This window comes from Pseudodesulfovibrio sp. 7M6 (assembly GCF_050058625.1).
Classification (GTDB): Bacteria; Desulfobacterota; Desulfovibrionia; order Desulfovibrionales; family Desulfovibrionaceae; genus Pseudodesulfovibrio; species Pseudodesulfovibrio salinus.
This window is the reverse complement of record NZ_CP188816.1, coordinates 370,201-384,936: the sequence shown is the minus strand read 5'-3', so window position 1 is coordinate 384,936 and position 14,736 is coordinate 370,201. Positions and strand designations below refer to the sequence as shown.

At 59.9% G+C, this 14,736-nt stretch carries 13 protein-coding genes; 3 read left to right on the top strand and 10 right to left on the bottom strand.

Annotated features, from left to right (window positions below; all coding sequences use genetic code 11):
- Positions 1-11: 11 nt before the first annotated feature.
- Together ACI0FG_RS01735 and ACI0FG_RS01730 are read left to right on the top strand one after the other, a co-directional pair.
- A complete protein-coding gene (locus tag ACI0FG_RS01735) occupies positions 12-668 on the top strand; it encodes a riboflavin synthase (RefSeq protein WP_419786833.1) in 657 nt (218 codons plus the stop codon).
- A gap of 109 nt (positions 669-777) precedes the next feature.
- Complete coding sequence (locus tag ACI0FG_RS01730; RefSeq protein WP_419786832.1) at positions 778-1,098, top strand: DUF5684 domain-containing protein; 321 nt, start codon at positions 778-780, stop codon at positions 1,096-1,098.
- Between the two features lie 112 nt (positions 1,099-1,210).
- Here the strand turns inward: ACI0FG_RS01730 and ACI0FG_RS01725 are convergent, their stop codons facing one another.
- From ACI0FG_RS01725 to ACI0FG_RS01715, 3 genes are all read right to left on the bottom strand, one after another.
- Positions 1,211-2,215 (bottom strand): M23 family metallopeptidase, encoded by a 1,005-nt coding sequence (locus tag ACI0FG_RS01725; RefSeq protein WP_419786831.1) that lies wholly within the window; start codon positions 2,213-2,215, stop codon positions 1,211-1,213.
- Between the two features lie 349 nt (positions 2,216-2,564).
- Positions 2,565-3,317: an HD-GYP domain-containing protein gene (locus ACI0FG_RS01720; protein WP_419786830.1), complete on the bottom strand. Its 753-nt coding sequence runs from the start codon at positions 3,315-3,317 to the stop codon at positions 2,565-2,567.
- A complete protein-coding gene (locus ACI0FG_RS01715) occupies positions 3,244-3,621 on the bottom strand; it encodes a tetratricopeptide repeat protein (RefSeq protein ID WP_419786829.1) in 378 nt (125 codons plus the stop codon). Before ACI0FG_RS01715 ends, ACI0FG_RS01720 begins: the two co-directional genes overlap by 74 nt.
- A 476-nt stretch (positions 3,622-4,097) precedes the next feature.
- Here ACI0FG_RS01715 and ACI0FG_RS01710 point away from each other — a divergent pair, with 476 nt between their 5' ends.
- Positions 4,098-4,790 (top strand): MgtC/SapB family protein, encoded by a 693-nt coding sequence (locus ACI0FG_RS01710; RefSeq protein WP_419786828.1) that lies wholly within the window; start codon positions 4,098-4,100, stop codon positions 4,788-4,790.
- Positions 4,791-4,872: 82 nt separating this feature from the next.
- Here ACI0FG_RS01710 and ACI0FG_RS01705 read toward each other — a convergent pair whose 3' ends face one another.
- The 7 genes from ACI0FG_RS01705 to ACI0FG_RS01675 all read right to left on the bottom strand — a co-directional run bounded on the left by ACI0FG_RS01705 (position 4,873) and on the right by ACI0FG_RS01675 (position 14,711).
- Complete coding sequence (locus tag ACI0FG_RS01705) at positions 4,873-5,547, bottom strand: TIGR00153 family protein (protein WP_419786827.1); 675 nt, start codon at positions 5,545-5,547, stop codon at positions 4,873-4,875.
- A gap of 40 nt (positions 5,548-5,587) precedes the next feature.
- Entirely contained in the window at positions 5,588-6,826 is a 1,239-nt protein-coding gene (locus ACI0FG_RS01700; RefSeq protein WP_419786826.1) for an inorganic phosphate transporter, read from the bottom strand.
- A gap of 38 nt (positions 6,827-6,864) precedes the next feature.
- Entirely contained in the window at positions 6,865-8,652 is a 1,788-nt protein-coding gene (locus ACI0FG_RS01695) for a HAMP domain-containing sensor histidine kinase (RefSeq protein WP_419786825.1), read from the bottom strand.
- 265 nt (positions 8,653-8,917) lie between these two features.
- Positions 8,918-9,139, bottom strand: a complete 222-nt coding sequence (locus ACI0FG_RS01690) for a hypothetical protein (RefSeq protein WP_419786824.1) — start codon at positions 9,137-9,139, stop codon at positions 8,918-8,920.
- A gap of 17 nt (positions 9,140-9,156) precedes the next feature.
- Entirely contained in the window at positions 9,157-10,284 is a 1,128-nt protein-coding gene (gene alr / locus ACI0FG_RS01685; RefSeq protein WP_419786823.1) for an alanine racemase, read from the bottom strand.
- 6 nt (positions 10,285-10,290) lie between these two features.
- Positions 10,291-12,174 (bottom strand): DNA mismatch repair endonuclease MutL, encoded by a 1,884-nt coding sequence (gene mutL / locus ACI0FG_RS01680; RefSeq protein ID WP_419786822.1) that lies wholly within the window; start codon positions 12,172-12,174, stop codon positions 10,291-10,293.
- A 140-nt stretch (positions 12,175-12,314) separates the two neighbouring features.
- On the bottom strand, positions 12,315-14,711 hold the full coding sequence (locus tag ACI0FG_RS01675) for an LPS-assembly protein LptD (RefSeq protein WP_419788340.1): 2,397 nt from the start codon (positions 14,709-14,711) through the stop codon (positions 12,315-12,317).
- Positions 14,712-14,736: the final 25 nt, after the last annotated feature.

Sequence of the window (14,736 nt, the reverse complement as noted above, 5' to 3'; positions counted from 1 at the left end):
GGAGGCTTCTTATGTTCACCGGACTGGTAATGGGTATGGGCCGCATCGAGGCGGCGGAAAATCGTGGGGCGGAGACGCGTTTTCGCATCCGGCCGCTGTTCGACCTGCCCAACTTCGAGCAAGGCGAATCCATCGCGGTCAACGGTGCCTGCCTGACCGTGGAGACCTTTGGCGAGGGTTGGTTCACGGCCTATGCCAGCCGCGAGACCCTGTCGGTGAGCAGCCTCGGTTCGCTGCGGACCGGGTCCAGGGTGAACCTGGAACGGGCCATGGCCATGGGTGACCGTTTTGGCGGGCACATCGTTTCCGGCCATGTGGACGACCTGGCCGAGGTGGCCGAAACACGTCCGGCCGGAGAATCCACCATCTACAAGCTCACCTTTTCCACCACACAGGGACGCTACGTCATCCCCAAGGGGTCCGTTGCCCTGGACGGCATCAGCCTGACGGTCAACGCCTGCGGCCCCGACTGGCTGGAGGTCAACATCATCCCGGAAACGCAGCGGGAAACGACCATTTCCGAATGGACGCCCGGCCGCAAGGTCAACCTGGAGACAGACGTCATCGGCAAGTATGTGGAACGCATGGTCCAGCCTTGGAAAGGCGGTGATGACGCCAAGCAGGGTTCATCCCTCACCATGGAGCGACTCCGCGAACTGGGATTCTAACCAACGCGCAACACGATCTCCCACGGGAAAGACTCCAGATCGTTGCGCCCACGCCCCATTCATTGTATCCAGTAGTCTGGACGTTTAACCCGAACGCCTGGGAGGCTGCATGGGAATCATATCGCTGCTGCTCTGCATCATCTGGTTCGTGGGCATGTGGAAGGTATTTGCCAAAGCAGGAGAACCCGGCTGGGCGGCGATCATCCCCTTCTACAATCTTTGGGTGCTGGTACGCATAGCAAGAAAACCGTGGTGGTGGTTCATCGGCCTGTTCATCCCGCTGGTCAACCTTGTCGTGCTGCTGCTTATCTCGCTGGGAGTGGCAAATAAATTCGGCCAGCCGTTCATTTTCGGCGTCGCGCTGTTCTGCCTGCCATTCATTTTCTACATAATCCTCGGCTTCAGCGACATGCGCTATCGCACGTACTGATAAAAACGCCCGGCAGCGCAGGCACTGCGCTACCGGGCGATTATCCGGCCGCAAACGACCGTCTGGATGAGGCTCATCCGACCGGAAAAGTCCGGCCAAGAATTTCGCCCCCCTACTTCAATTCTATCCGGGTGCTGGCACTGACCATGGTCCGGCCGCCGCGCAACAGCTCATATTCGCCCTGGTACACGCCGTCCAGCCAGGGTTCCTTCGGGCTCTTCAGCTTTTTTCCAATGAAGATGAGACGCTGGGCCTCTGTTTTTTCAATAGGCGAATCGGCCTGCGCAATGACGCGGCCGAGGGGATCGACGATACGCATCGACACCATATCCCCCTCCTGCGTGCCGAAGACGGTGACCGCATAGATGATGGCCGGTGCCTTGATGCTCAGGCGCTTCTTGAGCGGAGTTCGCAGCAGATCCGGGAACTTGGGCCGTTCATCGTAAAAACCGGCCCGGATCAGCCCGGTGGGGATATAGCCGATTCTTGTGCTCTGGGACCAGAGCGGGGTGGTGCTGGAGCCGCACTGGGCAGGCAGATCCGCACGCCTGCCGAGAAACGGGCAGATGACATGGCCGTCACGCACCACGCCGAAATGCAGATGGGGAAAGACCGTGAGCCCGGACAGGCCGACCAGGCCGAGCACCTGTCCGCGCTTGACCTCGTCCCCTTCCTTGACGCGAACCGACCCCTTCTTCATATGTGCGTAGATGGTCTGGTACCCTTCATCATGCTGGATGATGACGGCGTTGCCCAATCCCTGGGACCGGACCTCGGCCTCGTGCCCCCGCGCATCGCGATCCTCAATGCCGTCGCGCGTGCGCGCAACAGTGCCGGGAGCAGCCGCCAGCACTTCGGTTCCCTTGAGATAGTCGGCCCAGGGAATACGAAAATCCGTCCCCTTGTGCCCGTCATAGGTGAGCGATCCGCAGGTAAAATCCGATGCGCGCGGCGTCGGGTCCACATCCACGTAATTCTGAACAAAACAGCCGGTGCCGTATTTGCAGCGTATGGGCTGGGAAAGCTCCAGGGCATGGCACAGGCCTGCCACAAGCAGGACGGTGACCAGCACGAAATTGAAGACAGCGGGAACAAGATAACGGCGCAGGCGCGACATGGCGGCTCCTTGAAGATCGATTCGATTGACCGGCAGCATACCCGCCGGGCAAAGCAGAGGTCAATGTGATGCAGGGATTGGACTCCACCCTCCAAAAACGAGAAAGGCCTCCCGAAGGAGGCCGTTGATTTTCTCGGTGCAAAAAAAGGAAGTTGTTTAGCTATTAGCATCTCTCGTGCCAAACTTGCAGAAAGGAACTAAATTAATTTTATATCCTTTTATTACAGTATGATGTGATAAAATTTTCTTTCTCTCCCCATCTCCGTCTCCGCCTGCCCGGAGTACAAAAACTTAAACTTTCTCTTCCAGTCCCGGAGTCAAGTCCAAATTTTTGTATGCCCTCGCTCGTTCAAGCCGCCGCCGAACGGCCGTGCGTTCGCTCCACCATCGCCCGAATCTCCTCCTCCGAGCGCAGGAACGCTTCCACCACTCGGGGATCAAACTGCTTACCGGAGCAATGGACGATTTCCCGACGGGTAATTTCAAAAGAGGCGGCACTGCGATACGGCCGGTTCTGCAACATGGCCGAAACCGTATCGGCCAGAGCGATGATGCGTGCTCCGATGGGGATATCCATACCGCGCAGACCGTGCGGATATCCTTTGCCGTCAAACCGTTCGTGATGATGCAGCACCATGCGCACTATGCCGAGGGAACAAAGGGATGTCACAGGCCGGAGTATTGCCGCTCCCGCCTCGGGGTGCCGGCGAATGGCCACCCACTCGCCGGTATTGAGCGGCCCCTTCTTGCCCAGCACGGCATCCGGCACTCCGATCTTGCCTATATCATGCAGATGTCCGGCTACATGGATGATCTCCCCCTGCCGTTCGCCAAGCCCGAGGGCAAGTGCCAGGGTACGGGACATGTTCGCCACTTCATCCGAATGAAGGGAAGTGTGCGGGTCCTTGGCATCTATGGCGTTTCCCAACGATTCGGCAAACTGGTGCATGACAGAGGTCACGCACCGGGCGGACTCCGCAATGGAGTCCGCCCCGAACGGAAACGCGCCCGTAATCTCGGAGGAAGGATCAGGCACGGCAGGCAGCTCCGCAGCTGCAAGCAGCATCGGCCGAATGGCCGGAGCAAGTGGCTTTCTGCTCACGCGCATCTTCCAGGCGGGCCAGATTGCGAACAATGAACCGATGCAGGATGTTGCCCGCCCCGGCGTGTTCCACTGCCAGACGCGCGCCTTCCCGGAAGCAGGTTTCGGCATCCTGATAGCGACCGGCCATCTGATTGACCAAGCCAATATTGTTGTTCACCCGCGCTTCGTGCAGGGGCTGGTTCGCTTCGCGGGAAAGCCGCAAGGCCTCATACAAAAAATCCAAGGCCTCCTGTATCTTGCCGTCATTGCCCGCGGTCATTCCCTGTCGATTGAGCAAAGCTATTTTTTTGATCTGATGCATGGAGTTTCTCCTCCTGATGTTTATTCCGGCCTGAACCTGGATGGTCGGCCGAAGGTACATCGCAGAGAACTCTCCCTTTGCATGAAAATACTCGTTATCTGATTCAATCGCGGCATTGGCATAATCTCCTTCTCGCCATTTTCGGGCGGCACAAGCGGACTTTACTGAAATTGAATTTCATTATCAAGATATTTTTTTATTCGTTCCCGTGGTTTTATAAGGGAAAGGAAATGACTGAAAATGATCGCAGGGGGAACAGTACGGCCTATTACTCAAAGCTCATCCCGCCACGGCACGCAAACTGAAATTGTTCCCCGCCACCACAAATGGCAGCACCCACAAAAATGTAATATATTCTTCACAACCATTGACAATGATTGCGCAACGGCTTTTGAATACCTTGTACCGGAAGGCCCGGTAGGCAATCAAACAGACCGCGCCCATTTGTTCCGGCCATTCAAACCTGGAAGGTTGTCATGTTAGATCAACTCATAGATATCTTTTTCAATGACTGGCACTTTGTGGCCCGTCTGCTGGTAGCCATGCTGCTGGGCGGCCTGGTTGGTGTGGAGCGGCAGGTGCGGGGCCGGGCGGCCGGTCTCAGGACCAACATTCTGGTGTGCATGGGGTCGGCGGCGATCATCGTCACCTTCCAGAAATTGTCCTATGAAATGAACATGGGCGCGGACTCGGCATTCCGCATGGACCCGGCCCGTACCGCCGCCGGGGTCATTACCGGTATCGGTTTCCTCGGTGCCGGAACCATCGTCAAAAGTCAGGATTTCGTCCGCGGCCTAACCACCGCCGCTTCCATCTGGGTGGTTTCGGCCATCGGCGTGACCGTCGGGCTGGGGGAATACATCATCGCCATTCCTCTCACCGCTCTGGTTCTCGTAGCCCTCTACTTCATGCACCGCCTGCCCATCGTGGGCGACCAGTTCTTCACCCTGCGTCTCAAGTGGTTCGGTGATCTCACGCTGCTTGCAGAGGTGGAGGAACAACTGCACCGGGATAACGTCCACATCATCAACCGCTATGTCTCCCGGCAACCCAAGACGGGCAAAACCCAGGCTACGCTGGAATTGCGAATCAACAGCAAGAAGGACGAATGCCTTCAGTTCGACCGGCTGCAAACGGATCAGCGGTTCGAAGAAGTCGGCCTGAGCTGACTGCATTACATCGCATCCTGCATAAGAAAAGGCCCCGGCGCGAGCAGTACGCGCCAGGGCCTGTTTTTTTGGCAGGCTAAAGCTACCGGGCGATCATGACCCGGAGCTGATCCCCGCAGTTCTCGGTGTTGTGGGCCATGTTGTCCAGGCAATCGATGAAATGGAGCAGCTGGTAGATGTCCTTGAAGTCGATCTCCATGGCGTAGACCTTCTTTTCCAGGGCGCTCTTCAGCTTGCGGACGTTGTCCCGCTCCTCCCGCACCTTGCGGAAGCAGTCCTTGGTCCCCTCGCGGTCGATGGAGCCGCCGCCGACAATGGCGATGGTCGCCTTGAGGGCCGGTCCCAACAGCACAGTGATGCGGGCCACGGCATCGAGCAGGTAGATGATGTCCTTCTGGATCTCCTCGGGAATGGCCATCTTGCGCATGGCCAACCAGTGCAGGGCGTCCTGGGCGGAATCGAGGATGTTATCCTGAAACTTCGTATAGTTGAGGAACGTTGTCTTATCCACGGGCATGAACAGGCCGCGCGGCAGATGGTTGCGGATATTCCGCTTGATCTTGTCCGCATGGTTTTCGATCTCGTCGATGGCCCTTGTCAGGTCCTCGAACTCGCGGCAGACGCCGCCCGAGACATAGCACTCCAGAGATTCGTCAATGGTGGCGATGCACTCGGCGATCTTGTCATAATGTTCCGTCAGTCCGTCCATGGGAGAACGATGGGTCAGTAGTCCGAAGAAGGGAAGGCGTAAACTCATATGATAACCTCTTTGCAAAGGGTGCTTGTATTTATGTAACCTAGCTGTAACACAACCATTTCAGCAGCACAAAGAAAACTATGCTGGTCAGGGCGGCTATGGGCACCGTGGCAACCCAGTAAGCCACGATGCGTAGCAGCACACGAAAATCCACAGCCTTGAATCCGCGGGCCAGCCCGACGCCGACCACGCCGCCGACGGCCGCGTGGGTGGTGGATACGGGCAGCCCCATGTTGGAGGCAATCAGCACGGTGGAAGCCGCGCCGAAGTCCACGGCAAAACCGCGCGTATTGGTCAGGGTGGTGATTTTCTCACCCACCGTAGCCATAACCTTGTGGCCAAGCAACGCTATACCGATCGCAATGCCGATGCCGCCGAGGAAGAGCATGGAAAGCGGCACGTCAGCCTTGGCCAGGAGCTGGTGCTCCTTGGCGATCACATAGATGGCCGCCACCGGGCCGATGGCGTTGGCAACGTCATTGGCCCCCTGGGAAAGGGCCACATAGCAGGAGGTGCCCACCTGCATCTTGCGGAAAACCCGCTCCACTCCCTCGGCTCCCTCTTCCTCGTCCAGAATCATCTTGGTGATGAAATGGCGCGATATGGCGTAGGTTGCCACCGCCAGCAAGGCGGTGAGACCCAGGGAGGCAACCCACGGCATGGCAAGCGACTTGCCTACCGGGGTCTTGTACAGAAAGGAAAGGGAAACAAGCGCAACCGTCACCGCCACCCAGAACGGAGCCCAGCGGCGCACCTGCAACACAAAATGCCTCTTATACAAGATGACGCGCCGTATCTGGGTAAAGACCAGATAGGCTATGGTGGCGGCAAAAAACGGGGATATGACCCACGACAGGACGATCCCGCCCATTTTGGCCCAATTGACCACGCTGGGGCCGCCCGCCACAAGGCCGAAGCCGGTGATGGCCCCGACAATGGAGTGCGTTGATGAGACCGGCAGCGACGTGAGTGTGGCCACAAGGACCCAGACAGCCGCCGCCAGCAGTGCCGCGAACATGCCGATCATCATCAGTTTGGGGTCCGGAATGGCCGCCGGGTTGATGATGCCCTTGCTGATGGTCGCGGTGACGTGGGACCCCAACAGCACGGCACCCACGAAATTGAGGATACCGGCAATGAAAACGGCCTGGCGCACGGAGATGGCCCGCGCTCCCACGGCCGAGGCCATGGAGTTGGCCACGTCGTTGGCCCCCAGGTTGAAGGCCATGAGAAAACCGGCCCCCAGGGACAGATAAAAGAAGAGATCGTAGATATCCATTGCATCCCCCTCTTGCGAGGGTATTTAGCCAAAGGTTGTCAGGACCGGGTCGGCTTGTTCAGCCGAAAGCAGAAGCGCGCTCCCCGCGTGCCCTCGCCATACCCGTCATGCCAAATCTCACCACCAAAGTTTTTCACGATCCTCCGGCAGATGGCCAGTCCGAGCCCGGAACTTCCCGAGTCGTCGATGGTATTCTCATCCACCCTGTAGAACCGTTCGAACACCTTTGTGCTGTGTTCCCGAGAAATGCCCGGTCCCTGGTCCTCGACGCAGAAGACGATAGACTCCCCATCGTCCTCGGCGCTTACCGAGATGACTCCGCCGTCCGGGCTGTATTTAACCGCATTGTTGAGCAGGTTGTGGAACACATGCAGCAGCCCGTCAGGCTCCGCCATGACGAGCATTTCGTGATCCGGCACCCGCAGGTTGAAGGTAATGGACCGCTCCTCGGCCCATGGCGTGACGTCTGCCACGGTGCGTTGCATATACTCACGACCCGAAACCGGCGCAAGGCTGAGGGCCTTGCCCATCTGTTCGGACTTTGCCAAGGCCAGCATGGAGGCGATGACCTTGTCCATGTGATTGGCGTTCTTGAGCACTATTTCCAGAAACGCCCGGCTGTCCTCCGGTTTTGCCGGGGGCATGTCGATGAGCGTCTCGGTGTACCCCTTGATGGAGGTCAGCGGGGTCCGCAGTTGATGCGAGGCATTGGCCACGAAATCCCGGAGGCCCTTCTCGCTACGTTTCATCTCGGTGATGTCGTGGAAGACGAGGATGAGCTTGCGCACGTCGTTGTGGTCGAAGAACGGCACGCCGCTCACTTCCACGGTGCGCGTATCCATGAGGTCGATCTGGATGATGCGCTCGCCCTTGTCCGGGTCGGCCAGCAGCTCCTCCACCATGTCCTGGATCTCGAACCGGCGGGTGACCTCGATGGGCGTGCGCCCGATGGTGGTCTCCGCCAGATTGAACATCTGGTCCAGCGCGCCGTTGAAGGATTCGATGCGCCCTTCGGCATTAAGGGTCATGACACCCTCCCGCATCCCCTCGAAGATGGCACGAAGCTCGCCGCGCTGGTCGTCGATGATACGCACGTTGCGCTCGATGGACTGGGCCATGGCGTTGACCGATTCGGCAAGGGGCTTGAACTCGCCACCGGGAAGCGCACGCAGCCGCAGGGCGTAGTTGCCCTCGCCGATGGACCGGGCCACATCCGAAAACGCGGAAATGGACCGGCTCATGTTGCGCGAGACCAGCACGCTGACCAGCAGGGCGCAGAACAGGGTGGAGAGAAATATCCAGACGAAGTTGGTGCGGAGGGAATCGAGCCGGGCGCTGACCCGGGAAAAGGGCACGGCCAGCCGAAGCACGCCGTCCCCCACGCTCAGGGGATGATCCATGGTCACGGCTACATACATCATGTCCGTGCCGAGGGTGTCGGAATGGCGAATGTTTGTACCCAGCCCGGCTTCCCTGGCGGCCACGACCTCGGGCCGGTGACTGTGGTCGTCCAGATCGCCCAGGTCGGCGAACGGGACGTTGGAGTCCGCCACCACGCGGCCCTTCACGATGTAGGTGATGCGGCGGCCCAGCTTGAAGCCCATGGCCTCCACCCATGCGGAAAAGGCCTTTTCGTTCTTGAACGGAGCGTGCTCCGAGATAAGCCACTTGATGGTCGCCAGTTCGCTTTCGGTACGGTGCCGGGTCTCGTTGACCAACTCGCTGCCGACCACGCTGGTGGAATAGTAGAAGATCACGGCCAGAGCCGTGAGCAGGAGCGCCCAAGTCCACAAAAGGATGCGCATCTGAAATGATCGTAGATTCATTCCCATATTCCTCGATCCCGCACCGGGCGGCCTGCTCCTTCCCGGAGCTTGGTACGCAAGGCGCGAGGGGTCTGTAACACAATCGTCACGGGAATGTAACGATTTTCATTGTTACGGTTCTGTTACAAAACTTTTCCGAAATCATACCCGGAGCTTGTAACGAAATCGTGACGGTTGTGCGGAATGTGAAGAAACAGACGATGAACGGGCACAAAAAAAGGAAGACGCCGGGAGCGCCTCCCTTTCGCACAAAAAAGCAAGGGAACTAGAAGCCGCGCATGCACTCCATGAGATACATGGAGACCTCAATGCGCACCACGCCGTCCGCCTCTATGGTACGGACGTTGTTTTCCGGAATCAGGGCCATGTCTTCGGCCACGTCCATCCACTTTTTCTCCAGCCATTTGGCGGAAACACCCTGTTCCTCCATCTCGGCCAGGGAGTGGCTCTCGGCCACGGTCCATTCATCTTCCTGTACGGCAGGCATAGTTGCTCCTTGATCTGTTATATGTATTCCCGGCGATTCATTCCCAGCAGACAGAACGCCTCGTAGGTGATGGTCCCCCACCAACCGGCCAGGGCCTCGGGGCTGATGTATCCCGGCTCGGGACCACCCAGCAGCCAGACGTCGTCGCCCGGCCGGACGTCATCTCCCTGCCCGAGGACATCAGTGACGTCAATGGCGGTCATCTGCATGCAGACCCGGCCCACGATGGGTGCCAGGTGCCCCTTGATGTTCATATATCCCTTGTTGGACAGGCCGCGACTATAGGCATCCGCGTAGCCCACGCCCACGATGGCCACCACGGAATCCCGCTCGGCCACATAGGTCCAGCCGTAGCTGATGCCCTCTCCGGCCTTGAGGTTGCGCACCTGCATGACCGGGGCTGAGACTTCCATAGCGGGTTTCAGGTCGTCGCCCAGATGCTCCAGGCATGTGCCGTAGAGCGGATTGCAGCCGTACAGGCCGATTCCGAGCCGCATGGAGTCGTGCTTGACGGCGTCATGCGCCAAGGCTCCGGCGGTATTGGCCAGACACGCCTCGATCTCGTACCCGGCGGAGCGCAGACCTTCCACGGCCTGTTCGAATCTCCGGCCCTGAAGGGCGACATCCGCCTCCCGGCCCGGCTCGTCGGCCCGGGCCAGATGCGAGCTGGCCATGACCGGACGCACGGCCGGATGCGCCTTGAGAAATTCCACCACTTCGCCCACCTGTTCCGGGGAAAAGCCGAGACGGCGCATACCGGTATCGAACTTGAGGGCTATATCCAGCGGGCCGCGCGTCTTCGCCTCTTCGACCAACCGCTCCAACTGATCGAACCGGCCGATGAATGCCAGGACGTTCTGTTCCCAAAGTGCGGCGTAATCCTCGCCGTCCACAGGCCCAAGCAGGGCCAGGATGCGGGTCTTGCAGCCCGAGCGGCGCAGGTCCGCCGCCTCGTTCACGAAACCGACGGCAAAGGTATCCGCTCCGTCCGCCTCCAATACTTGGGCAACCTCGGCCAGACCATGGCCGTAGGCATCGGACTTGATGACCGGAATGACATGGGGATGCAACCCCTTGAACACACAATAATTATGGCGCAGATTGTCCAGGGCCACGCGGACCCGAATTTTGTTGTAGCCTATCATGATTCACTATTTTCTTTTGAACAGTCTTTCCAGATCGGCCGGATTCCACGTCACCGCAATGGGGCGACCATGGGGGCAATAGTCCCGTTCCGGGGTGGCGAGCCAGGTCTCCAGCAAGGAGAGGGCTTCATCCACGGCCAATGGCTGCCCTGCCTTGATGGCCGACTTGCAGGACAGCATGATCCACAGGTCGTCCAGGGAACGCGCTTTTTCCGCCAGAACGTCGGCAAGGTACTCCCTTGCCTCTCCCGCGTCCAGCGTCGGCGGCACGGCGCGAACCAGCAGCTTGGCCGGGCCGTCCATCTCCAGGCGGAATCCCTGGGCGCGCAGCGGCTCCCACGCCTCCTGCACGGCATCGGCCTCGCTGGGATGCAGGTGGATCTCCAGCGGCAGCGCCAGGGGCTGGCAGTCGCCACGGGTACGCGCCTCGCGCATGGCCGCCAGCAGCACCCGCTCGTGGGCCGCGTGCTGATCCACCAGCACCAGATCACGGCCCCGCCGTAGCACCAGATACGTGTCCGCCACCTGTCCCAGATAGGTGAAGTCCGTACCGGGAAGCCGCGTCGAGGTGCCGCTCTCCACCCGTCCACCGGCACGGAAGGCGTGCAGGGACGGCTCCGCCCCTCCGCCCCCGGCCTCGTCCGGCGTCATGGGCGCGGAAGGCGGGGACACAGGCAGGGACAGATCCTTGGGAGGCCGGTACTCAGCCTGATACTCACGGTAGCTCTGAAATTTCGGGCTGCTCTCCGACCCGCCGGACGGCCGGTGCCTTTCCTTGGCAGGCAGGTCGGAACCGCTCCCGGCATCATACGAGAACGAAACCGGCGGCGCATCCGAACGGCTGACGTAGCCGGATGCGGCAAATGAGGAGGACGGGGCCGCCCCCAGCTGTTCCACTTCGGCCAAAGCCTGGAGCACGCCACGACGAATGGCGGAAAAGACCAGCTTTTCCTCGATAAAACGGACCTCCAGCTTGGCCGGGTGCACGTTCACATCGACATCGGCGGGCGGGACCTCCAGAAAAAGCACCATCTGCGGGTATTCGCGTGAAATAAGGCGGCCCTTGTACGCCTGCCGGACGGCCGAGAGCATCATCTTGTCCTGCACGGGACGTCCGTTGACAAAGAGCAGGATGCGGTCGCCCCGCCCCTGCGCCGTTGCCGGGGAACCAGCCATGCCGTGGGCGCGGTATCCCTCATGCTCGACATCGAAGGGCAACAACCCCCGGCACACGGCAGGCGGCCAGAAGGCCTGGAGCCGGGTGCCCAAGTCCTGCCCTTGCGGCAACCGAAACATTTCGCGCCCGCCCATGGTCAGGGTGAATCCGGCGTCGAGGTGGGCCAGAGAAATGCGCATGAGCGTATCCTGGCAACGCTTGTTTTCGGTGGTCTCTGCCTTGAGGAACTTAAGCCGGGCGGGCGTGGCGGCAAAGAGTTCACGCACCTCCACACTGGTCCCACCGGCCAGGGCGGCCGGGCCTTCGCCTGCCACTTCGCCCGCACGGACCTCGATGAAGGCTCCATCCTCCGCGCCATCGGCACGGGAGGTCACGGTAAGGCGGGAAACCGAAGCTATGGACGGCAACGCCTCGCCCCGGAACCCGAAGGAACCGATGGACGAGAGGTCTTCCAGCGAACCGATCTTGCTGGTGGCATGGCGGGTGACCGCCAGATTGAGCTCTTCGGCGGGAATGCCCTGGCCGTTGTCCTGGACCAGGATCAGGGCGCGGCCGCCTCCGTCCACGGTGACGTCCACGCGGGTCGCTCCGGCGTCCAGGCTGTTTTCCACCAGTTCTTTGACCACGCTGGCCGGGCGTTCGACGACTTCTCCGGCCGCGATCTGATTCTTCAGCCCCGGCGGGAGGATGCGAATGTTCTTGCGTTCTTTCATGATGCACGGCGCCACACGGCGCGTTTTACTCCTTCCCTGTCATGTGCCATGTTTGCAGCCCGGAGGCAATCCGTGCAAAACCGTGCTTTCAGGCAGAAGGATTCAACCGGCCCAAGTGGCCGCCCCGTGGACAGTCGAGATTAGAAGTTGAACAGGTCGAACCCGACCTCGAACCGCTGATCGTTGGGCTTTTGCGTAAATTGGAAGTGCATGGTGTAGCAGTTGGCGGCCCAGCTGAGACGCAACGTCCGTTCCAGATCGCGCTGCTCGTTGAAGTCATGGCGAAATTTGGCTGCCAGAGTGAACGTATCGTTCATCAGCCACTTGCCGCCCAACTCCAAAACGGACATGGTCTGGTCCCGTTGCCGCTGATATTCGTCGATCTTGACCAGATAGTTGTATCCGATGGTGAATTCGCCCAGATCATCCCGATAGAGCCGGATGGTATTTTCGGTCTGTGTCAGGCTCGTTTTGTAGGGCGAGAACCAGACGCGGGTGATGAGGTCGATGAAATTCTCGGGCCGGATGCGCAGTTCGGCCATGACATCGGAGAACGGTCTTCTTTCGTAGGTTTCCCGATCATGCGTCCGGGTGGCCTCGTTGCGGTCATAGGACTGTTCCAAACGGAAGAGAAGGAAATCCAGATAGTCGGTTGCCACGGCGGCCTGCGGATTATCCCCGCTGCCTGGTGAAAGAACCACGCTGTCCCTCCGCCGGTCCAGCACGTTGGTCAGGGAATAGGTGACCGTGTTCTGGCCCTGAATGCGGTCATCCTCGTCGAAATACGGCAGCTTGTCCTGTCCGGTAATCGTCGGGGTATACGCGTATTCCACCCGGGGCACGATGGAATGGCGAAGCCGCGTCCAACGGGAGGTCCCGACCAGTCCAGGATCGGCCTCGACCTTCTCTCCGGTGTCGAAGACGCGGGTCATTTCGCTGAACGCGGTGAACCCGGCATTCCAGGTGGCCCGGCTCTGGAAGCCGTCCTTGGTCGCATTGGAGTCCAAATTCTGGGTACGCCCGCCGCTGTCCACCATGGTCTGGTTGCCGTACCCCTGGTGCCGGGTCAGGTCATAGGCCGTGTAATCCATGCCCACGGAGGGAATAAGGGTGACGAACCGCGAGGAGAGCGGCAGCTTGACCTCGGGAGTGGCCCGGATACGATGTCCGTTATGTCCCTTGTCGCGCAGGAAATAATCGTACTTGACCTCGGCTGCCCCTTCCAGCGGCGTTCCCAAAATTTGTTGCTGAAAAGCAAAGGCCTCAAGTTCCGGCAGGGTCTGGGCCGTTGTGTTGTCTCCCGACTTTCCATTGCCGTTCATGAACTCCAGGTTCTCCACATACCTGGCGGAAGCGGCCACGCCGAAACGGTCCCAGCTGCGGCTGAGAAAAGCAGTCGAGGTTCTGGTCAGGCTGTCCTTGTTTTCGACGTCCCGGCCGAAAACGTCCAGGAACTCATCGCGGTCATGGTCGAATCCCGTGGGGCCGTCCTGGAAATCACGCAGATAATTCTGGTCCGAGACCGCATCGATATCGAGCTTGACCTTGAGGTCGGAACTGCCGAGCCAGCCGTCATATTTGCTGCGCACCCACCAGCGGCTCCTGTTGGGCCGGACCAATCCGTCGCCCTGATAGTCCTTCCACTCGTCCGCCTCGGTCACGGCCCGGGTGCTGTCCTTGAGCATGTCCATCTTCCAGATGCCCCGGGTGGCCGAGTCGTTGGTGTGGCGGAACTCGAGCCCCTGCATATAGCCGCGGCGGGACATGTAGTCCTGGTAGAAGGTCATGTCCGCCTCATCGCTAATGACCCAGTAGTACGGAAGATTGACCCGGATACCGAGCTTTTTGCTGCTCGACATGTACGGCATGAGAAAACCGCTCTGCCGCGCCTTGCGCCCCGGCAACGCCATGTAGGGCCAGTAGAATACCGGCACATCCTTTACCCGGAAGGCGGAACGGTAAAGATGAACCCGGCCGTCCAGCTCGATGTCGCCCTCCTCCGTGGTTACGGACCATGCGGGCTGTTCGCCGTCACAGGCCGTTACCTTGGCATTCTTGAACTTGTAGGTGTCGCCGTTGGTCCGCTCCACATGATCGGCCTCGACATAGATGTGGGGCTTGGCCATGAACAGGCGGCCTTTCTTGAGCCAGCCGGTCATGGTGTTCAGGTCGAACTCGGCCTGATCCGCCTGCAGGAAATCACCGCCCCAATGGGCGCGTACATGGCCCTTGACGAAGACCCAGCCGGTGGACTGGTAATAGCGCGCGAAATCGGCCTGGAGCTGGTTGTCGCCCAGGGAGAGGGTACAGTTGCCGAAGGCCTCCACATACTCGCTGGTATGGGAGCCCACCACCCGGTCGGCCGAGAAGGTCCACTGGTCCTTCTTGGGCTCGGCCACGGGAGCATCGGAGACGTACCGCCTGACCTTGTTGAGCAGCGGGCTGTTGCCCAGCATGGTGAGCGGCAGGCAGAGGACGAGGACGGCCAGCAGGCCTCCGATCAGTCCTATCTTCGACAGATTCCGTTTCAACAACACCTCGATGTACCGGGATCGTTTCGCC